Raw genomic sequence first — 19,607 nt, 5'->3', positions numbered from 1 at the left:
AGACAAACGCAGGCTTTCCAGCGACATGTGCGGCAGGCTATGACGCGTGTCGGATCGAACAGGGGACTATTCCATGCGCCACGGAATCACCGATTGGGACGACGCCTATGCCAATGGCCCGAACATTCCAAAGGGTGATCTCTGGCCAGCCGCCTGGGTGGAACCGGCAAGACTGTACCGCGAAGCGCTCACGGCCGAGGGCCGTGCGAAGCTTGGCATTGCCTATGGCGACAAGCCACGCAATCGTTTCGATCTCTTCCTTCCCGCCGGAGAGCCGGCAGGCCTCGTCGTCTATGTCCATGGCGGCTTCTGGATCGCGCTCGACAACAGCTACTGGTCGCATTTTGCCCATGGCGCTTTGGAGAGCGGATATGCGGTGGCTCTTCCCGCTTACACGCTCGCGCCTGAAAACCGGATCTCTGAAATCACCCTCGAGATCGGCCAGGCGATCACGGCTGCGGCTGACCTGGTGGAGGGGCCGATCCGGCTTGCCGGGCATTCGGTGGGCGGGCATCTGGTCACACGGATGATCACCACCACATCGCCGCTTGCAGAGACCGTCCGAGACCGCATCGTCAACACGGTGTCGATCTCAGGCGTGCATGACCTTCGCCCGATCATGAGGACGAAGATGAACGAGAAGCAGCGGATCGATCCTGAGGAGGCGCAGCGCGAAAGCCCGGCCTTGCTGGAACCCATCCCGAACACGCGCCTCACCTGCTGGGTTGGCGGCAACGAACGCTCGGAATTCCTTCGACAGAACGCACTGCTCGCCAATATCTGGAAGGGTCTGGGGGCCGAGACCGAAGCCGTCGAGGAGCCGGACAGAAACCATTTCACGGTTCTGGACGGGCTATCCGATCCGAACCACCCGCTGACGAGAGCGCTTTTGGGCTAGCGTTTTGTCGCTAGAGAGACGCGGCGCCGCGGGCGGCCTGATCGTAATGGCCGGACAGGGCGCGAAGGCGGGCGGCGACATCCGACAAGGAGTCTGCGGACACTTCGGTTGCCAAAACGGATTTGACGAGCAGGCTTTCACGCATCGCCTTGTAGCGGGCACAGGCGGCAGCGCCCGCTTCCGTCACCATGACCAGCTTTTCCTTGCCGCGCCGGCCGGACTTGATCAGCTTCAGCCGTTCCAGCTTTTTGAGAGCGTAGGTCACCACATGGGTGTCTTCGATATTGAGGACGAGCGCGATATCGGCCAGCGTCTTCGGTTTGTTGCGGCTGTTGACGTTGTGGAGGACGAGAATGTCGACGGTCGAAAGGTCGGGCACTCCGGATGCCGCCATGCAGCGCACCATCCAGCGGCTGAACGCATGATTGAGCATGGTGAGGCCGAACTCGATTTCGGACAGAGCCGGCAGCGCGCCGCTTGCCAGGTGCTCCGAAGAAACGATCGGGCCAACAGTGTCTATCGGTTCGGACATGAGCTTCTCCGGAATGAGAGGGCGCCGCGGCACGATTGCCGCGGCGCTTCCGAAATCACATCTTCTTGTAGGCGTCCAGAATGGCGGCGCCATCTGCGCCGGCTTTCTTCGACCAATCCTCGGTCAGCTTGGCGCCGATTTCGGAAAGACCGGTCTTCAGTTCGGCGCTTGGTTCCAGAACCTGCATGCCGTTCTTCTTCAGCGTTTCCATGTAGGACGCCGTCTTTTCGGCGGCCATCGACCAGCCGCGGGTTTCTGCAGCCGCAGCCGCATCCGTCACGGCTTTCTGCGTGGCGGCGTCGAGGGCTGCGAACGCAGCCTTGTTGACGAAGATGACGTTCTTCGGGATCCAGGCCTGGGTGTCATAGTAGTGGGTCAGTGATTCCCAGATCTTGCTGTCGACGCCCGTGGCGCTGGATGTCATCAAGCCATCGACGACACTGGTTGCCAGAGCCTGCGGCAGTTCGGCGGCCTGGACGGTGACCGGCTGGGCGCCGACCAGTTCCGCAATACGCGATGTGCCGACATTATACGCGCGCCACTTCAGACCCTTCAGGTCGGCAACGGTGTTGACGTCCTTCTTGGTGAAGAGGCCCTGTGGCGGCCATGGCGTGGTGTAGAGGAGCTTCAGGCCCTGCTTGTCGAGCGCCTGTTCGATAGCGGGCTTCGACGCTGTGTAAAGCTTCTTGGACTGTTCGAAGCTGGTGGCGAGGAACGGCACGACGTCGATCCCGAAGACCGGGTTTTCGTTTTCGTGCAGCGACAGCAGCACTTCGCCCGCCTGCGCCTGGCCGGTCTGGACCGCGCGCTTGATATCGGGGGCCTTGAAGAGGGAGGCATTCGGATGAACGGTGATCTTCAGCTCACCCTTAGTGGCCGCATCGATGTCCTTGGCGAACTGGTTGAGGTTCTCGACATGGTAGTTGGTCGGTGGATAGGCGGACGGCAGGACCCAGTTGGCTGCGAAAGACGATGCTGTGGACGCGAGGAGCGCGGCTGCGGCAATGCCGAGGCGGGCGAGTTTTCCAGTGACCTTCATTTTCAGTTCCCTCTTTGTGATTAACCCGGGAATGCCATTTTCGGCAGAACCATCACGATTTCCGGGAAAACCGTAATGATGGCGACGGTCGCCACAAGCAGGAAAAAGAATGGCAGCGAGGCTTTTGCCACCGTGAGGCTATCGCGCCCGCTCATCGTCTGCAGGACGAAGAGATTGAAGCCCACGGGCGGAGAGACCTCCGCCATCTCGACGATCAGCACCAGGAAGATGCCGAACCAGACGAGGTCGAAGCCGGCCTGCTGGATCATCGGCAAAACGACAACCGTGGTGAGGACGATCATCGAAAGACCATCGAGTGCCGCACCAAGCAGAATATACATGATCGTCAGCACGGCGATCAAAGCGTAGGGGCTGAGGTTGAAGCTATCCACCCAGGCAGCCAGCGCGTTCGGAATGCCGGTATATCCCATGGCGATCGACATGAAGCCGGCGCCCGTCAGGATCAGCATGATCATGCAGGTGAGACGTGTCGCACCCATGACGCTGTCCCAGAAGGACTTCCAGCTGAGCGTTTTCGACCACGCCGCAATGGCGAGCGAGCCGGCCACACCCCATGCCGCACATTCCGTCGCCGTGGCCCAACCGAGCAACAGCGTTGCGAAGACGACGATGATCAGGAGGCTGACCGGAATGAGATTGGCCGATTCCTTCAGTTTTTCCTTGAAACTCATTTTGGGCGGCGCAGGCGGCTGCTTGTCGGGGTTGAGCAGCGACCAGACGACGATATAGCCGCAATAGAGGACCATCACGATCAGGCTCGGCAGGAATCCGGCGAGGAAGATCTGGATGATCGAGACGTTGGCAGCGACCGCATAGACGACCATGGTGATCGACGGCGGAATGAGAATGCCGAGCGTGCCGGCACCGGCCAGCGAGCCGAGGCTGACCATTTCGTCGTAGCCGCGCTTCTTCAATTCCGGCAGTGCGATCTTGGCGATCATTGCCGTGGTTGCAGCCGAGGAGCCGGAGATCGAGCCGAACAGGCCGCATCCGAGAACGTTGACATGCATGAGCCTGCCCGGCAGCCAGCCAAGCCAGGGCGCCAGCCCCCGGAACATCTCTTCGGACAGCTTTGTCCGGAACAGGATTTCGCCCATCCAGACAAACAGCGGCAGCGCCGCCAGCGACCAGGACGCGCCATTGCTCCAGGAGTTGGTGGCCAGCACCGCGCCAAACGGGATGCCCGGCACGAAAAGCATGGCAATCAGGCCGCAGATCAGCAGCGAGACGCCGATCCAGACGCCGGCGGCGAGAAGCGCCAGCAGCGCGACGAGGACGACGCCGGCAATTTCGACGAGTTCGATCGTTCCCATGTGTCAGGCCCCGCTCTGCATTGCGCGTTCGATCACTTCTTCGGCGGTTTCGGCAGGCGGCTTTTCGTAGCGGGGCGACCCACCGAAAAGCACGTGCAGAAGCTCGTCCGTCATGGCGACAGCCAGGATGATCAGGCCGCCGGAAAAACCCATCTGCGGGATCCACAGCGGCATGGCGATCACCCCCTGGGCGAGATCGTTAAAACGCCACGAGGTGACGTTCATGTCGAAAGCGTACCAGGCGAAATAGATGGCAGCGGCGGATCCCACCAGCAGCGCAAAAATCTCGACCATCTGGCGAGTGCGGCCGGTGAACCTCTCCACCAGCAAGCCGACGCGGATCATTTCGCCGGAGCGGAATGTATGGGCGAGACCAAGGAAGGCAGACGCCGCCATAGACCAGGACGCGAAATCGTCGCCGGCCGGGACGTCTATCCCAAGCGGGCGGCCTGCGGATAGCGCAAGCATGATCAGGAAGATCGCGATCAGGAACAGGCCGGCCAGCCAGCCGGACACGAGGTACAAACCGTCCAACCCTTTGCGGAGCCATTCGGGGAAGATGCTGTGACGTGGATCAACGGTGGACACGGTTTGCCCTCCGCACAAGAATGCGTAGATCGCTCATGTGGCTTCCCCTCGGTTGCCTTTGCGGCGCGGCTCTTGTGGCCACTTTGCCTGTTATATTGGCATGATGCCGTATTGGGCATTTTCATGTCAATCGATCATTGACGTTTTATCGACGAAATGTTCTCGTGCCTCGAAATCGATCTTTATGGGGGGCATCGCATGGCGCAAGATAAGTGGGATTTCTGGATCGACCGCGGCGGCACATTCACCGATATCGTCGGGCGCAAGCCGGACGGGACGCTGGTGGCTCACAAGGTCCTTTCGGAAAATCCCGAAGCCTATCGCGATGCCGCGCTGCAGGGCATTCGCGAGCTTTTGCAGGTGGAAGCCGGTCAGCCCATACCCGCCGAATTAGTCGGCGCGGTGAAAATGGGAACGACCGTCGCCACCAATGCGCTGCTGGAGCGAAAGGGCGAGCGGACGCTGCTCGTGACCACGCGCGGCTTCAAAGATGCGCTGGCGATCGGGTATCAGGCCCGCACCGACATCTTTGCGAAGAAAATCATCAAGCCCGAACTGCTCTATACAGCGGTCGTGGAAGTCGACGAGCGCGTCCGGGCCGACGGAACCATCGAAGCCGAACCGGACGAACCAACGGTGCGCGCGAACCTGCAGGCACAATTCGATGCAGGCTACCGCGCCATCGCCATCGTCTTCATGCACGCGTATCGTTATCCGGCTCATGAACAAGTTGTCGCAATGATTGCGCGCGAGATCGGCTTTGCCCAGGTCTCTGTAAGCCATGAGGTTTCGCCGCTGATTAAGCTCGTCGGCCGCGGCGACACGACCGTCGTCGACGCCTATCTCTCGCCGATCCTGCGCCTTTACGTCGATCAGGTGGCAAGCGAACTCGGCACAGACGCGGAGAGTGCAGGAAAAGACGGCCCGCAGCTGATGTTCATGCAGTCTTCCGGTGGGCTTACCGCTGCACGACTGTTCCAGGGCAAGGATGCAATCCTTTCCGGCCCGGCCGGCGGTGTCGTCGGCGCGGTCGAGACCTCGCGACTTGCCGGGTTCGACAGAATGGTCGGCTTCGACATGGGCGGCACATCCACCGATGTCTCGCACTATGACGGAGAGCTCGAACGCTCGTTCGAGACCGAAGTCGCAGGCGTGCGGATGCGCGCGCCGATGATGTCGATCCACACGGTCGCGGCCGGCGGCGGCTCCATCCTGCATTTCGAAAACGGCCGTTTCCGCGTCGGCCCGGATTCCGCCGGCGCCAATCCCGGCCCGAAAGCCTATCGCCGCGGCGGCCCGCTCACCGTCACCGATGCGAACGTGATGCTGGGCAAGCTTTCACCGGAGCTCTTCCCTAGGATTTTCGGGCCCAACCGCGATCAGCAGCTGGATGCCGGCTCCGTGCGCACAGCTTTCGAGGAGATGGCGACGGTGGTCGGCGATGGCCGAACGCCGGAACAGGTGGCGGATGGTTTCCTTGCCATCGCGGTCGAGAACATGGCCAATGCCGTCAAGAAGATCAGCGTGCAGCGCGGCTACGACGTTACGCATTATGCGCTGACTTGCTTTGGTGGCGCCGGCGGTCAGCATGCCTGCCTGACGGCAGACGCGCTCGGCATCTCGACGGTCCTGATCCATCCGTTTTCCGGTATCCTGTCTGCCTACGGGATGGGTCTCGCCGATATCCGCGCTACCCGCCAGCGTACGGTCTCGCGGCCGCTTGCCGAAGCGCTGGCGTCGCTTGACCCGGTTCGCGACGAACTATCCGCCAGCGTGCTTGCGGAAATGGGCTCGCAGGGCGTGGCGCAAGCGCAGACCGAGGTTCTGCACCGTGCCCATCTTCGCTATCAGGGCACGGATACGACCCTTTCGGTCGCGGTGACAGATACAGCCGAGATGACGGCCGCGTTCGAGACTGTCCACCGGAAGCAGTTCGGCTTTATCTTCGAGAACCGCGAGATCATCTTCGAGGCCTACGAGGTCGAGGCGATCGGCGGCGGTGCCGATGCTTCGGAGCCTGAGTTTGCGCTGGACGACGCGGCCCCAACGGCTGCGGAGCACACGCGGTTCTATTCCACCGGCGCATGGCGCGAGGCACCTGTCTATCGCCGCGCCGACATCAATCCCGGTGCGCGCGCGAGCGGTCCCTGCCTGATCGTCGAGCCGCACCAGACCATCGTGATCGAGGACGGGTGGGCATTCGAAGTGACCCGGCTCAACCACGTCGTCCTGAAGCGTATCGTCACGCTCTCGCGTGCCAAGGCTGTCGGCACCCAGGCCGATCCCGTTCTGCTCGAGGTCTTCAACAACCTGTTCATGTCGATTGCCGAGCAGATGGGCGTGACGCTGCAGAACACGGCGTCGTCCGTCAACATCAAGGAACGGCTGGATTTCTCCTGCGCCGTGTTCGACGAGAACGGCGCGCTGGTCGCCAATGCGCCGCATATGCCTGTTCATCTCGGATCGATGGATCGATCCGTCGAAACCATCATTGCGCAGAACCAGGGCAAGATCCGTCCCGGCGACGTCTTCGCGTTGAACGCGCCCTACAATGGCGGAACGCATCTGCCCGATATTACCGTGGTGACACCGGTGTTCGATGACGCGGGTGAGAAAATCCTGTTCTACGTCGCCTCGCGCGGTCACCACGCCGATGTCGGCGGTACAGCGCCGGGATCGATGACACCGCTGGCGACCACGGTCGACGAGGAAGGCGTGCTGTTCGACAACGTGCTTCTGGTCGACCGCGGCCGATTCGACGAGGCGGGCATCACCAACCTCCTGTCCGACCATCCCTACCCTGCCCGCAACGTTGCACAGAACGTCGCGGATCTGAGGGCGCAGATCGCGGCCAATGAAAAGGGCGTCTACGAAATGCGACGGATGATCGCGCAATTCGGGCTCGATGTCGTGCAGGCCTATATGGGCCACGTCCAGGACAATGCGGAGGAAAGCGTTCGCCGTGTTCTGGAAAAGCTTGGCGACGCGGAGTTTTCCTACGCGACCGACCAGGGCAGCACGATCAGGGTCAAGATCACCATCGACAGGCAAAAGCGCGAGGCGACGGTCGATTTTACCGGCACCAGCGAGCAGAAAAAGAACAATTTCAATGCGCCCGAACCGGTGACGCGCGCGGCCGTTCTTTACGTGTTCCGCGTGATGGTGGAGAGCTCGATCCCGATGAATGCCGGGTGCCTGAAGCCGATCCGCATCATCGTGCCTGATGGTTCGATGCTCAAGCCGCAATATCCGGCAGCGGTCGTTGCCGGAAATGTCGAGACGTCGCAGCACGTGACGAATGCTCTGTTCGGCGCGCTGGGTGCGATCGCAGCAAGCCAGGGCACGATGAACAACCTGACCTTCGGCAACGCCACCTACCAGTATTACGAGACGCTGTGCTCCGGTTCGCCGGCCGGCCGGTTCAACGACGGTAGCGGCTTTGCCGGCACCGACGCTGTCCATGTGCACATGACCAACTCGCGTCTCACCGATCCGGAAATCCTGGAGACCCGGTATCCGGTGCTGCTGGAAGACTTCCTAATCCGCGACAATTCCGGCGGACAGGGTCAGTTTGCGGCCGGCGACGGCACAAAGCGGACGATCCGGTTTCTCGAAACGATGGACTGCGCCATCCTCTCCTCGCATCGGACGCTCCACCCGCACGGCCTTAACGGCGGCGGAGAGGGCGAACTCGGGATGACCACCGTGCGCAGGCTCGACGGCTCGATCGAGACACTTCAGGGCTGCGCCCAGACGGTGATCGAGGCGGGCGAAGCGGTGACCGTGACCACGCCGACGGCTGGGGGCTATGGCAAAACGCCGTAATCTGCCGTAACCGGAGATCATGACTAGACAGGTTGCGATCATAGGCGGCGGGCCGGCGGGACTGATGGCGGCGGAGCATCTTTCCGCCGCAGGGTTTTCCGTGACCGTTTACGAGGCGATGCCGACCTTCGGGCGGAAGTTTCTGCTGGCCGGAAAATCCGGGCTCAATATCACCCATGCGGAGGATTTTGGCCGGTTTTCCGGTCGTTTCGGCTCGTCTTCGTCGCGGATGCAACCGGCGCTTGACGCGTTCACGCCATCGGATGTTCGCGCCTGGGCACAGGAGCTCGGAACGGAAACATTCGTCGGAACGTCGGGCCGGGTTTTTCCGGTTGCCATGAAAGCATCGCCACTGCTGCGGGGGTGGCTTGCCCGACTGGGCAATCGGGGCGTTGCGCTGAAGACGCGACATCGCTGGACGGGTTTCGAAGGCGGCGGTTACAGGTTTGAAACGCCCAATGGCGAACTCCTCATACGCCCGGATGCCGTCATTCTGGCGCTCGGAGGAGCAAGCTGGCCACGGCTCGGTTCGGATGCGGCATGGGTACCGTGGCTGAAGGCCGAGGGGATTGCGGTATCCGAGCTCCAGGCGGCCAATTGCGGCTTCGACGTTGCGTGGAGCGACATGTTCGTCGAGCGTTTTGCGGGTGGGCCGCTCAAATCCGTCTCGACCCAATCGGATGCCGGCACCTATCAGGGCGAGTTCGTGATCTCGAAACACGGGATCGAAGGCAGTCTTGTCTATTGGCATTCGGCAGTGCTGCGTGAGCTGATCAACAGGGATGGCAAGGCGGCACTTGACGTCGACCTGATGCCGGGGCGAAGCGTCGAGCGTCTGGTGCGCGACCTCTCCCGGCAGGATGCGAAAGCGAGCTTTTCCAACCGGTTGCGCAAGGGTGCAGGCCTCGACAGCGTCAAGGCGGCCCTGCTGCGCGAACTGATACCGGATGTGAACCGGATGCCGCCGGAGGATCTGGCGCGGGCGATCAAGTCGCTGTCGATCCCGCTGCTGCGTCCCCGCCCGATTGCGGAAGCGATCTCGACGGCCGGTGGCATTGCCTGGGACGAGCTCGATAGCGGCTTCATGCTGGAGCGGCGTCCCGGTCTGTTCGCAGCCGGCGAGATGCTCGACTGGGAGGCGCCGACCGGCGGCTATCTTCTGACCGCCTGCTTTGCCACGGGCCTTGCCGCGGCGCGCGGCGTTGAAGCCTATCTCAAGACAGAGTGACCGTTGCCGCGTTCACCATCGGCCCGCGACAGGATAGACTGGCCGGGACTCAAACAGACGACGGTCCATGTTTTTCATTTCCAAGCTGATCTGGCTGCTCGCACAGCCGCTTTCCATCGCATTCCTGCTTTCGGCCCTTGCCGCTCTCTTCGGGTTTTTCGGCTGGCGGAAGCTTTCCGCCATTTCGGCACTTCTTTGCGCGCTCACCCTGTTCGTGACGCTCTATACGACGGCGGGCGCTTTGGCGCTGCAGTCTCTGGAGGCCCGCTACCCGAAGCCGGCAACCGATCCCGCCGACCTTTCCTGCATGATCATTCTCGGCGGCGCCTTCGAGAGCGAGGTGACGGCGGCGCGGGGTGGCATCGAATTCAACCAGGCGGCGGACCGCTTTATCGAAGCGGGTCGGCTGGCGCTGCAATTTCCGCAGTCGCGCATCCTGATTTCCGGCGGCGACGGGTCGTTCAGCGGCGTCTATGAAGGCGAAGCGCAAGCGTCCGAACGCTTCTTCACAGCCTTCGGCATAGCGCCGGACCGGGTAGTGAAGGAAAACACGTCGCGCACCACCTACGAGAATACGCAGAATACGGCCGACATCCTGAAACAGCAGGGCTTCAGCGATTGCGCGCTGATCACCTCGGCCTTCCACATGCCCCGTTCCGTCGCGCTGTTTCAGAAGGCGGGCATTCAGGTGCGCCCCTGGCCGACCGACTTTCGCACCAGCGGCATCGTATCCGCCAAGCTCGATTTCACCCAGCCGGCGCTCAATGCGCAGCTGACGGCGACGGCCGCGCGGGAGTGGATGGCCGTTCTCGGCTATAGGTTCGCGGGCCGTATCGACAGCATCAAGGCGCCCTGATCCCTGAAGGGGCCGTGATTACTGTTTCGAGATCGTCACGAAGCGGCCGCCGCGGACGCGGACCCGCATGACGCAGGGCGCGGCATCGGTGCGCTCGCAGAACCGCGGATGCATCTGCAGCATGAACACCATGTTGCCGAAATACTGGACGAAATCGTAGCCATAGATCTGGGCGGTGGCGATCATGATATAGCCGCCCTCCTTCGCCTGGACGTAGAAGTTCTGCGGGCAGCCATCTGCATTGCATTTGGGGCCGCGAACGCCGTCGCACGTCAGGTCGCTGTGATCGGTGACGACGTCCGTTATGCCATCATTGTTGATGTCGAAACGTTTGATGAAGCCCGGACCGAACTCGACTTTTCCGCAGGTTTTCTGGAAATGGCTCTTTTCCGTGATTTCCGGATCGCTGAACAGTTTCTGCTGGGCTGACGCGAAGGTCGGCAGCAGGACGAGAGCGACCAGAAGTATCAAGACCTTATTCACCGCACCTACCCATATTCTCAAATCATCTGTTCATGACATCATCGGACCTGACCGGAGATGCCGTTGCCGTTGTTAGCTTGATCATCTAGAGCAATGCACTTGCGCGACGCTGGAGAATGGAATGTCCCTGCTGATGATCCTCGATTATGCCGGCATCGCGGTGTTTGCCGCAACCGGTGCGCTTGCGGCATCGAGAAAGGAGCTCGATCTCATCGGGTTTTTGTTCTTTGCAGCCGTGACCGGGCTCGGCGGCGGCACGGTGCGTGACATCATTCTTGGCCGGACCCCGGTCTTCTGGGTTCTCGACCCGACCTATATCCTGATCTGCGTCGTAACCGGCGTTCTCGTCTACCTGACGGCACACCGGGTCGAATGGCGCTATCGCCTGCTGATCTGGCTCGATGCGGTGGGCCTTGCCGCCTACACGGTGCTGGGTGCGGCCAAGGGTCTGGCCGCGACCGGATCACCCACGATCGCGATCATCACCGGCGCGCTGACGGCGGCATTCGGCGGGATCCTGCGCGATCTTCTCGCAAACGAGCCTTCCGTGCTGCTGCGCTCGGAAATCTATATCACGGCCGCGATTGCCGGCGCGGGTGCGTTCACGGCGGCACAAGCGCTCGGTTTTCCGCAGTATGTTAGTTCAGGCTTCGGGGTATGTGTCGCCTTCGCCTTGCGGGGCGGCGCGATCCATTACGGCTGGACGCTGCCACGCTACAAGTCGCGGCCGGGGCGGCCGGCAGACGAGGCAATCAAGGGCAAGAACAAGGATTAGGCTCGCTTTTCGCGCAGCCGGATGATCACGTCGACATGGGCGATCTCCATGCCCTCGGGCGCATCCGGGAGATTGCCGATTTCCAGATTGCTGATCGGGATATCCAGCACCTCGTTGCGCCCTTCGACAAAGAAATGATGGTGATCGGAAATATTGGTGTCGAAATAGGTGCGTGCGCTCTCCACCGCGAGAACGCGGATGAGGCCTGCCTCGGTAAACTGGTGGAGGGTATTATAGACGGTTGCGAGCGAGACCGGCACGCCGGCTTCCGTGGCTTCCGCGTGCAGTTCCTCGACCGTCAGGTGCCGATCACCCTTTGCAAACAACAGATCCGCCAACGCGACACGCTGCCTCGTCGGTCGAAGGCCGCAATGGCGCAATCTAATCTCGATGTTCGGCATGGCATCCGCCATATGTGCTTCGGCTCCAACCGTTTTGTCACACGGGATCTAATCTGATTTCCGATATAACTTTTAAGATGAATTCTTTCAATAGTGTCCCTTAGCACGTCCTTCCGCGGTCGGCAAAAACGCTAATTTTCGGTGTTTTACCACTGGTTTGCGCTCTCCGCTTCCTATATGCGGACCTGAATGCGATGCTTCCGCAGCTGCAGTCTTCCCCAGACAGCACCTGTGTTGTCATGGCAAGACTTCAATTTCGGCCCATATTGCTCTAAAGCTTGGGAAACAAAAGCTTCAAACGGGGGGAAACGGAAATTCATGTCCACCAGACAGTCCAGCTTCAGCTACGAAGAAATCCTCTCTTGCGCCCACGGTGATCTGTTTGGTCCCGGCAATGCGCAGCTGCCGTTGCCGCCCATGCTGATGGTCCACCGGATCACGGAGATCTCGGAAACCGGCGGCGCCTTCGACAAGGGTTACATCCGCGCTGAATACGACGTGCGTCCGGACGACTGGTATTTCCCCTGCCATTTCGAAGGCAACCCAATCATGCCGGGCTGCCTTGGCCTTGACGGCATGTGGCAGCTGACCGGCTTCTTCCTGGGCTGGCTGGGTGAACCCGGCCGCGGCATGGCGCTTTCGACCGGCGAAGTGAAGTTCAAGGGCATGATCCGCCCGGACACCAAGCTTCTGGAATATGGCATCGACTTCAAGCGCGTCATGAGGGGTCGCCTCGTGCTGGGCACCGCCGACGGCTGGCTGAAGGCCGATGGCGAGACCATCTATCAGGCGACGGACCTCCGCGTAGGTCTGTCCAAGGAAAAGACCGCCTGAACTGCTTGAAAAGCGCAGCTGTCGAAAACAACAAAGGTTTGATGAAATGAGACGGGTAGTTGTCACTGGGCTCGGTATCGTGTCCTCGATCGGTAACGACGCAGCCGAAGTCACCGAGTCCCTGCGGCAGGCAAAGTCCGGTATTTCTTTCTCGCCGGATTTCGCCGAGCACGGCTTCAAGTGCCAGGTCTGGGGCAAGCCCAACATCGATACGACGGAACTCGTCGATCGCCGCGCCATGCGCTTCCTCTCCCAGGGTGGAGCGTGGAACCATGTGGCGATGAAGCAGGCGCTGGCCGATTCCGGACTTGAGGAAAAGGATTACAGCGAGAACGAGCGCACCGGCATCATCATGGGTTCGGGCGGTCCTTCCACCCGCACCCTGATCGAAGCGGCCGAGACGACGATCAAGAACAACAGCCCGAAGCGGATCGGTCCGTTTGCCGTGCCGAAGGCGATGTCTTCGACAGCGTCGGCAACGCTTGCGACCTGGTTCAAGATCCACGGCGTCAACTACTCGATCTCGTCGGCCTGCTCGACGTCTGCGCATTGCATCGGCAATGCCGCTGAGATGATCCAGTGGGGCAAGCAGGACGTGATGTTCGCCGGCGGCCACGAGGACCTCGACTGGACCATGTCGAACCTGTTCGACGCGATGGGCGCCATGTCCTCCAAGTACAACGACCAGCCAGCGACGGCTTCGCGCGCTTATGACGCCGACCGCGACGGTTTCGTCATCGCCGGTGGCGCGGGCGTTCTCGTGCTTGAAGAACTGGAGCATGCCAAGGCGCGCGGCGCCAAGATCTACGCAGAACTCACCGGCTACGGCGCCACATCCGATGGCTACGACATGGTCGCACCATCTGGCGAAGGCGCCATCCGCTGCATGCGTCAGGCGCTTGCCAACGTGGAAGGCGAGGTCGACTACATCAACACCCACGGCACCTCGACACCGGTTGGCGATTCCAAGGAAATCGGCGCCATCCGCGAAGTGTTCAAGGACAAGATCCCGCACATCCAGTCGACCAAGTCGCTGACCGGCCACTCGCTCGGCGGTGCCGGCGTGCAGGAATCGATCTACGGCCTGCTGATGATGCAGGAACGCTTTATCGGCGAGAGCGCTCACATCCAGACGCTGGATCCGGAATTCGACGGCGTGCCGATCGTTCGCAAGCGCATCGACGGTGCCAAGATCGATACTGTTCTTTCGAATTCCTTCGGCTTCGGCGGCACCAACGCTACGCTCGTCTTCCAGCGTCATAACGGATAATTTGATGTCCGGGATCATGCAGGGCAAGCGCGGCCTGATCATGGGCGTTGCCAACAACCACTCGATCGCCTGGGGAATTGCCAAGGCGGTCGCGGCACAGGGTGCGGAAGTTGCCTTCACCTATCAGGGTGAGGCGCTGGGCAAGCGGGTCAGACCGCTTGCCGCCGAACTCGGCTCAGATTTCGTGGTTCCCTGCGACGTCGAAGATATCGCGTCGGTCGACGCAACGTTTGAAGCGCTGCGCGAACGCTGGGGCACGATCGACTTTCTCGTTCATGCCATCGGCTTCTCCGACAAGAACGAGCTGAAGGGCCTCTACGCCGATACGACGCGGGAGAATTTCTCGCGTACGATGGTGATCTCCTGCTTTTCCTTCACGGAAATCGCCAAGCGCGCCGCAGCCCTGATGCCTGATGGCGGCTCTATGCTGACGCTGACCTATAACGGTTCACAGCGCGTCATTCCGAACTACAACGTGATGGGCGTTGCCAAGGCAGCGCTTGAAGCCTCGGTGCGCTATCTGGCCGCCGATTTCGGCCCGAACGACATCCGCGTCAACACAATCTCTGCAGGCCCCGTGCGCACGCTTGCCGGCGCCGGGATTTCCGATGCACGGGCGATCTACGCCTGGAACCAGCAGAACGCGCCGTTGCGCCGCACTGCCACGATCGAGGACATCGGCGGATCGGCACTCTATCTGCTGTCCGATCTCTCCCGCGGTGTTACAGGCGAAGTGCATTACGTGGACGCCGGATACAGCATCACCTCACTGCCAAGCCTCGACAGACTGCGCAACTCCGACGCTCAGTAGCATCCGACGCGTGCGATCCCTGGGACGGCGGGCACTTTCAATTTGAGTTCAATTCCCGGACCGCGTCGGCATTGCCGGCACTCGCTGACTGCTTGAGCAGTTCTTTGGAGCGACGTGGATCGCTCGACCGGAGCAACTGCGCCAGCTTCAGCTGCGCCCAGTGATCGTGCGTGAAAGGCAGGCTCTTTTCGAAATAACTTTGCGCAAGGGCGAGGTTCTTTGCGACACCCTCCCCGTCCATCAACATGAAGGCCAGCATATGATAGGCCCACAGGTTGCCTTTGCGGGCGGAGCGCTCGTACCATTCGACAGCCCGTGATGGATCAGCCCGCAGGCTCAAGCCCTTCTGATAGAACCAGCCGACCTTCAGCTCCGCATGCATGTCGCCAGCGTCGGCGGACTGGCGATACCAGCGGAGCGCTTCCGGAAGATTGAGTGGGACACCTGAGCCTATCTCATAAGCTTCACCGAGCTTGTATGCTGCCGCAGCGTTGCCGTTCTTGGCCGCGAGCCGGAAGTAATGCGCGGCAATGCGAAGGTCATCCGGCCCTTTGACCTTGTATTTGCGATAGGTTTCCGCGGTGTTGAACCATTCCCAGGTCAAGCGAACACTGGCGCGCGGCTCTCCGGCGCTTGCCGTTTCAGTGGCGATCAAGAGCAGAAGTGCTGAAACAACGCCTTTCATACAAAAACCCCGACAGCTCGAACGCAACTTCAGTGTGCATTCGAGCTATCGGGGCGGGCAATCCTAGTTTTTGAGGGGTGGCGTTACTTCTTCGCCCACAGGATCTTGAAGCGGGCGTTGCGGCAGGTTTCGCCGTATTCCCGGAACGCTTCCTCGAGCACCGGCTCGTATTGCATGCCGCGATTGGCGACCAGCATCAGTCTGCCGCCGCTTCTGAGCGCGCCTGCCGCCGTGCGGATCATCGTCTTGCCCAGTTCCGGATCCGCAGCCTGCGTCTCATGGAAGGGCGGGTTCATGATGACGAGGTCGTATTTTTCCTTTGGCGGCTCGGTTCCCAGATCCTGCCAGAAGAAGCGGGCTTCGAGATCCGGGCAGTTATGCGCAACGTTCTGTTTTGCAAATTCCAGCGCCCGGTGATCGGCCTCGAACAGGTCGATACGGTTCACGCGGGGCGAACGCTCGGCGAGCATCACCGAAAGATAACCCCAGCCGGCACCGAAATCAGCGGCATTGCCGTCGAAATCCGTCGGGAAGCGGCTTACCAGAAGTTCGGAGCCCGGATCGATGCGGTCGTGCGAGAACATGCCGGGAGCGGCCTGGAAGCGACCGTCGACCGTCACAGCTGTCTTTTTCAGTGCCTGGATCGCGCCAGACGCATCCTCCGGCCGGCCGAACCAGATGGCAACGCCGTGATACTTCGGCGCGTAGTCCAGCGTGATGCCGAGCTTCAGCAGCATCGTGCGAATGGGTGCGATACCGTCTTCCTTGCCACCGGCAACGACGATCAGGCCACCGACCTTCACCCGCGCAAGTGCTTCGGCAATGCGGTTTTCGTTTTCGCCGCGATGCTTGCCGCACAGGACAAGCGCACCGTCGTAATCCTCGCCCTCGGGCTCGGGAAACGCGTTGTCGCGCAGGCTGCGGAACAGTGGACGGAACGGCTGGATGGCCGTGATCTCGGCATCAAACCCGTCAGGCAGGGCATTGCCCGCTTCCGCACCCAGAAACAGTATGCGCTCACCCTCGCCGGGCGTTTGGATCGCGTCGGTGGCGAAGGGATGGAAAAGGGTCTTCAGGGCTTCTCGGGTCATGATCGGATCTCGGGCGGTCGTGTCGTCGGTGAAAACAAAAAAGGCGCGGAAGTTATTCCTTCCGCGCCTCGATCTCTCGATAGGTCGAGGGCTTATTCGGCAGCTTCGCCGTCAGCCTTCTTGACTTCCTGGCCGGTGGCCTGGTCGACGGCCTTCATCGACAGGCGAACCTTGCCGCGCTCGTCGAAGCCCATCAGCTTGACCCAGACCTTCTGGCCTTCCTTGACCACGTCCTGGGTCTTGGCAACACGGTCAGAAGCGAGCTGGCTGATATGGACCAGACCGTCGCGGGCGCCGAAGAAGTTGACGAAGGCGCCGAAGTCGGCGGTCTTCACAACGGTACCTTCGTAGATGGTGCCGACTTCCGGTTCTGCAACGATCGAATGGATCCACTTGCGGGCCGCTTCGATTTCCTTGCCGGACGCGGAGGCAATCTTGACCGTGCCGTCGTCTTCGATGTTGATCTTGGCGCCGGTCTTTTCAACGATTTCGCGGATGACCTTGCCGCCCGAACCGATGACTTCACGGATCTTGTCGACCGGGATGTTCATCACTTCGATGCGCGGTGCGAATTCGCCGAGTTCCGAGCGACCTTCGGTGATGGCGTTGGCCATTTCGGCGAGGATGTGCTTGCGGCCACCCTGTGCCTGGCCGAGCGCGACCTTCATGATCTCTTCGGTGATGCCGGCGATCTTGATGTCCATCTGCAGCGAGGTGATGCCGTCGACAGTACCTGCAACCTTGAAGTCCATGTCGCCGAGATGATCTTCGTCACCGAGGATGTCGGAGAGAACGGCAAAGCGTTCGCCTTCGAGGATCAGGCCCATAGCGATACCGGCAACAGGCTTTGCGAGCGGGACGCCAGCGTCCATCAGGGCAAGCGATGTGCCGCAGACGGTTGCCATCGAGGACGAGCCGTTCGACTCGGTGATCTCTGAGACGACGCGCAGCGTGTAGGGGAACTGTTCAGCCGTTGGCAGCATCGGACGGATCGCGCGCCATGCGAGCTTGCCGTGGCCGATTTCGCGACGCCCTGGGGAACCCATGCGGCCGGTTTCGCCAACCGAGTAGGGAGGGAAGTTGTAATGCAGAAGGAAGCGTTCCTTGTACATGCCGGTCAGTGAATCGACATACTGTTCGTCTTCGCCGGTGCCGAGCGTCGCGACAACGATCGCCTGGGTTTCGCCGCGGGTGAACAGGGCCGAACCGTGGGTGCGCGGCAGGATGCCGACTTCCGACACGATCTTGCGAACAGTCTCGAGATCACGACCGTCGATGCGGCTCTTGGTGTCGAGGATGTTCCAGCGAACGATCTTCGCCTGCAGGTGCTTGAAGGTCGCGCCGATGACTTCGGCCGGGTACTTCGGCTCTACGCCTTCCGGGAAGAAGTGCGCCTTGACCTTCGCCTTGACGGCGTCGACGGCAGCGTAGCGTTCAGCCTTCTGGGTGTTCTTGTAGGCGGTGCGCAGTTCGGCTTCGAAGTGCTGCAGCATTTCGGCTTCGAGCGCGGAATGATCTTCCGGCTGGAAATCGCGGGGCTCCTTGGCGGCAACTTCAGCGAGCTTGATGATCGCGTCGATAACCGGCTGGAAGCCCTTGTGGCCGAACATGACGGCGCCGAGCATGATGTCTTCGTTGAGTTCCTTGGCTTCCGACTCGACCATCAGGACGGCGTCCTGGGTGCCGGCAACGACGAGGTCGAGGGTCGACTCGTCCATCTCGTCGAGATGCGGGTTCAGAACATATTCGCCGTTGATGTAGCCGACGCGTGCGCCGCCAACCGGGCCCATGAAAGGTACGCCCGAGATCGTCAGGGCAGCGGAGGCTGCAACCATCGACAATACGTCCGGATCGTTCTCAAGGTCGTGCTGGATGACGGTAACGACGACCTGGGTCTCGTTCTTGTAGCCTTCCGGGAAGAGCGGACGGATCGGACGGTCGATCAGGCGGGAAACCAGCGTTTCCTTTTCCGACGGGCGACCTTCGCGCTTGAAATAGCCACCCGGGATCTTGCCGGCGGCATAGGTCTTTTCCTGGTAGTTGACGGTCAGCGGGAAGAAGTCCTGGCCGGGCTTGGCCGACTTGGCCGAAACAACGGTGGCGAGAACGACGGTTTCGCCGTAGGTGGCGAGGACCGCGCCGTCAGCCTGGCGGGCGATCTTGCCCGTTTCAAGCTTCAGCGGGCGGCCTGCCCATTCGATTTCGACGGAGTGGGTATTGAACATATGGTGTCCTTTAATGCGGGAGCACGCGCAGTGCCGTAGCCGGCGCAGTGCATAGTCGACCGCAATCGATGTGACAGATCACGGGCAAGACAACGGGAGGCTTCGGGTCGGCGACTTCGGTGGTCGACGTCTGCTCAGGGTCTTTGAGTGATCCCTGGTCGAAAGCATCCGGCAATCCTGCCCCATGACAGGTCAACGGTTTGGTTTTTGCAGATCCGGCCCATCCGGGTCTACGGGCATTCTTGCGGCGCGAGATGAAGCGCATCGCAAACATTCCATCGGACGCTTGGCCCGAATGAGAAACCGGCAGGCGCCCGATTGAGCGCCCGCCGGAAATTTTTTAGCGGCGAATGCCCAGGGCAGCAATCAGCTTGCTGTAACGGGATTCGTCTTTCTTCTTGACGTAGTCGAGAAGCGAACGACGTGTGGAAACCATGGTCAGAAGGCCACGACGCGAGTGGTTGTCCTTCTTGTGGCCCTTGAAGTGTTCGGTCAGATTGTTGATCCGCTCGGTAAGGATCGCAACCTGGACTTCCGGCGAACCGGTGTCGCCTTCAACGGTCGCGTATTCCTTGATGAGTTCGGCCTTGCGCTCTGCAGTGATCGACATCGTGTTATCCTTTCGAATATGAGGATTATGGGTCGCCTAAGGCCGGGATGTCGTCCAGTCTTGGCCGTGAAACGCAAAACAGGCGGAAAAGCCTGCTTTTGCTGGCGGTGCCTATAGACCAT

At 61.0% G+C, this 19,607-nt stretch carries 18 protein-coding genes; 8 read left to right on the top strand and 10 right to left on the bottom strand.

Annotated elements, in window-relative coordinates:
• The first annotated feature begins 73 nt into the window (after positions 1–73).
• Positions 74–898: an alpha/beta hydrolase gene (locus tag IFT66_RS14125; protein WP_192078015.1), complete on the top strand. Its 825-nt coding sequence runs from the start codon at positions 74–76 to the stop codon at positions 896–898.
• Positions 899–908: 10 nt separating this feature from the next.
• On the opposite strand, the gene IFT66_RS14120 is transcribed toward IFT66_RS14125, so the two are convergent.
• The 4 genes from IFT66_RS14120 to IFT66_RS14105 are packed head-to-tail and all read right to left on the bottom strand — an operon-like array spanning position 909 to position 4,391.
• Positions 909–1,523, bottom strand: coding sequence for a winged helix DNA-binding protein (locus tag IFT66_RS14120; RefSeq protein WP_446737906.1), 615 nt, complete (start codon positions 1,521–1,523; stop codon positions 909–911).
• Positions 1,486–2,469, bottom strand: coding sequence for a TRAP transporter substrate-binding protein (locus IFT66_RS14115; protein WP_062454240.1), 984 nt, complete (start codon positions 2,467–2,469; stop codon positions 1,486–1,488). Before IFT66_RS14115 ends, IFT66_RS14120 begins: the two co-directional genes overlap by 38 nt.
• Before the next feature lie 20 nt (positions 2,470–2,489).
• Positions 2,490–3,803 carry a TRAP transporter large permease gene (locus IFT66_RS14110; RefSeq protein ID WP_192078014.1) on the bottom strand — a complete coding sequence of 438 codons (1,314 nt, stop codon included), beginning with the start codon at positions 3,801–3,803 and terminating at the stop codon, positions 2,490–2,492.
• Between the two features lie 3 nt (positions 3,804–3,806).
• Positions 3,807–4,391, bottom strand: coding sequence for a TRAP transporter small permease subunit (locus IFT66_RS14105; RefSeq protein WP_192078013.1), 585 nt, complete (start codon positions 4,389–4,391; stop codon positions 3,807–3,809).
• Positions 4,392–4,589: 198 nt separating this feature from the next.
• Between IFT66_RS14105 and IFT66_RS14100 the strand changes: the two genes are divergently transcribed.
• The 3 genes from IFT66_RS14100 (at position 4,590) to IFT66_RS14090 (ending at position 10,300) form a co-directional block, all read left to right on the top strand.
• Positions 4,590–8,216 (top strand): hydantoinase B/oxoprolinase family protein, encoded by a 3,627-nt coding sequence (locus tag IFT66_RS14100; protein WP_192078012.1) that lies wholly within the window; start codon positions 4,590–4,592, stop codon positions 8,214–8,216.
• 19 nt (positions 8,217–8,235) lie between these two features.
• Positions 8,236–9,444, top strand: a complete 1,209-nt coding sequence (locus tag IFT66_RS14095) for a TIGR03862 family flavoprotein (protein WP_199864845.1) — start codon at positions 8,236–8,238, stop codon at positions 9,442–9,444.
• Between the two features lie 67 nt (positions 9,445–9,511).
• A complete protein-coding gene (locus IFT66_RS14090; RefSeq protein WP_192078011.1) occupies positions 9,512–10,300 on the top strand; it encodes a YdcF family protein in 789 nt (262 codons plus the stop codon).
• Positions 10,301–10,318: 18 nt separating this feature from the next.
• On the opposite strand, the gene IFT66_RS14085 is transcribed toward IFT66_RS14090, so the two are convergent.
• Positions 10,319–10,783, bottom strand: coding sequence for a hypothetical protein (locus IFT66_RS14085; RefSeq protein WP_192078010.1), 465 nt, complete (start codon positions 10,781–10,783; stop codon positions 10,319–10,321).
• Positions 10,784–10,904: 121 nt separating this feature from the next.
• Between IFT66_RS14085 and IFT66_RS14080 the strand changes: the two genes are divergently transcribed.
• Entirely contained in the window at positions 10,905–11,558 is a 654-nt protein-coding gene (locus IFT66_RS14080; protein ID WP_192078009.1) for a trimeric intracellular cation channel family protein, read from the top strand.
• Here the strand turns inward: IFT66_RS14080 and irrA are convergent.
• Complete coding sequence (gene irrA / locus IFT66_RS14075; RefSeq protein ID WP_192078008.1) at positions 11,555–11,971, bottom strand: iron response transcriptional regulator IrrA; 417 nt, start codon at positions 11,969–11,971, stop codon at positions 11,555–11,557. The genes IFT66_RS14080 and irrA overlap by 4 nt on opposite strands.
• Positions 11,972–12,277: 306 nt before the next feature.
• Here irrA and fabA point away from each other — a divergent pair, with 306 nt between their 5' ends.
• Genes fabA through fabI form a run of 3 tightly spaced genes read left to right on the top strand, consistent with a single transcriptional unit; the run spans position 12,278 to position 14,874 of the window.
• Positions 12,278–12,793 carry a 3-hydroxyacyl-[acyl-carrier-protein] dehydratase FabA gene (gene fabA, locus IFT66_RS14070; protein WP_062454248.1) on the top strand — a complete coding sequence of 172 codons (516 nt, stop codon included), beginning with the start codon at positions 12,278–12,280 and terminating at the stop codon, positions 12,791–12,793.
• Between the two features lie 46 nt (positions 12,794–12,839).
• Complete coding sequence (gene fabB, locus IFT66_RS14065; RefSeq protein WP_184654306.1) at positions 12,840–14,063, top strand: beta-ketoacyl-ACP synthase I; 1,224 nt, start codon at positions 12,840–12,842, stop codon at positions 14,061–14,063.
• Between the two features lie 4 nt (positions 14,064–14,067).
• Entirely contained in the window at positions 14,068–14,874 is an 807-nt protein-coding gene (gene fabI, locus IFT66_RS14060; protein WP_192078007.1) for an enoyl-ACP reductase FabI, read from the top strand.
• Between the two features lie 37 nt (positions 14,875–14,911).
• Here fabI and IFT66_RS14055 read toward each other — a convergent pair whose 3' ends face one another.
• From IFT66_RS14055 to rpsO, 4 genes are all read right to left on the bottom strand, one after another.
• Positions 14,912–15,559, bottom strand: coding sequence for a tetratricopeptide repeat protein (locus IFT66_RS14055; protein WP_192078006.1), 648 nt, complete (start codon positions 15,557–15,559; stop codon positions 14,912–14,914).
• Positions 15,560–15,642: 83 nt separating this feature from the next.
• A complete protein-coding gene (locus IFT66_RS14050; protein WP_062454252.1) occupies positions 15,643–16,650 on the bottom strand; it encodes a class I SAM-dependent methyltransferase in 1,008 nt (335 codons plus the stop codon).
• A 92-nt stretch (positions 16,651–16,742) separates the two neighbouring features.
• On the bottom strand, positions 16,743–18,875 hold the full coding sequence (gene pnp, locus IFT66_RS14045) for a polyribonucleotide nucleotidyltransferase (protein WP_192078005.1): 2,133 nt from the start codon (positions 18,873–18,875) through the stop codon (positions 16,743–16,745).
• A gap of 340 nt (positions 18,876–19,215) precedes the next feature.
• A complete protein-coding gene (rpsO, locus tag IFT66_RS14040; RefSeq protein ID WP_062454254.1) occupies positions 19,216–19,485 on the bottom strand; it encodes a 30S ribosomal protein S15 in 270 nt (89 codons plus the stop codon).
• Between the last annotated feature and the right edge of the window lie 122 nt (positions 19,486–19,607).

The sequence above is a fragment of the Rhizobium sp. CFBP 13726 genome (assembly GCF_014841925.1).
In the GTDB taxonomy this organism is placed as follows: Bacteria; Pseudomonadota; Alphaproteobacteria; order Rhizobiales; family Rhizobiaceae; genus Neorhizobium; species Neorhizobium soli.
Note: the sequence above shows the minus strand (reverse complement) of the source record. Positions and strands in the feature narration are given on the sequence as shown.

What these genes read in the sequence shown, in the direction of transcription:
- IFT66_RS14120 (WP_446737906.1), bottom strand. Translation starts at nt 1,523, where the DNA reads ATGGCGCCGCCATTCTGGACGCCTACAAGAAGATGTGATTTCGGAAGC.
- IFT66_RS14110 (WP_192078014.1), bottom strand. Translation starts at nt 3,803, where the DNA reads ATGGGAACGATCGAACTCGTCGAAATTGCCGGCGTCGTCCTCGTCGCG.
- IFT66_RS14090 (WP_192078011.1), top strand. Translation starts at nt 9,512, where the DNA reads ATGTTTTTCATTTCCAAGCTGATCTGGCTGCTCGCACAGCCGCTTTCC.
- IFT66_RS14125 (WP_192078015.1), top strand. Translation starts at nt 74, where the DNA reads ATGCGCCACGGAATCACCGATTGGGACGACGCCTATGCCAATGGCCCG.
- IFT66_RS14095 (WP_199864845.1), top strand. Translation starts at nt 8,236, where the DNA reads ATGACTAGACAGGTTGCGATCATAGGCGGCGGGCCGGCGGGACTGATG.
- fabB (WP_184654306.1), top strand. Translation starts at nt 12,840, where the DNA reads ATGAGACGGGTAGTTGTCACTGGGCTCGGTATCGTGTCCTCGATCGGT.
- IFT66_RS14050 (WP_062454252.1), bottom strand. Translation starts at nt 16,650, where the DNA reads ATGACCCGAGAAGCCCTGAAGACCCTTTTCCATCCCTTCGCCACCGAC.
- fabA (WP_062454248.1), top strand. Translation starts at nt 12,278, where the DNA reads ATGTCCACCAGACAGTCCAGCTTCAGCTACGAAGAAATCCTCTCTTGC.
- fabI (WP_192078007.1), top strand. Translation starts at nt 14,068, where the DNA reads ATGTCCGGGATCATGCAGGGCAAGCGCGGCCTGATCATGGGCGTTGCC.
- pnp (WP_192078005.1), bottom strand. Translation starts at nt 18,875, where the DNA reads ATGTTCAATACCCACTCCGTCGAAATCGAATGGGCAGGCCGCCCGCTG.
- IFT66_RS14115 (WP_062454240.1), bottom strand. Translation starts at nt 2,469, where the DNA reads ATGAAGGTCACTGGAAAACTCGCCCGCCTCGGCATTGCCGCAGCCGCG.
- IFT66_RS14080 (WP_192078009.1), top strand. Translation starts at nt 10,905, where the DNA reads ATGTCCCTGCTGATGATCCTCGATTATGCCGGCATCGCGGTGTTTGCC.
- IFT66_RS14100 (WP_192078012.1), top strand. Translation starts at nt 4,590, where the DNA reads ATGGCGCAAGATAAGTGGGATTTCTGGATCGACCGCGGCGGCACATTC.
- irrA (WP_192078008.1), bottom strand. Translation starts at nt 11,971, where the DNA reads ATGGCGGATGCCATGCCGAACATCGAGATTAGATTGCGCCATTGCGGC.
- rpsO (WP_062454254.1), bottom strand. Translation starts at nt 19,485, where the DNA reads ATGTCGATCACTGCAGAGCGCAAGGCCGAACTCATCAAGGAATACGCG.
- IFT66_RS14055 (WP_192078006.1), bottom strand. Translation starts at nt 15,559, where the DNA reads ATGAAAGGCGTTGTTTCAGCACTTCTGCTCTTGATCGCCACTGAAACG.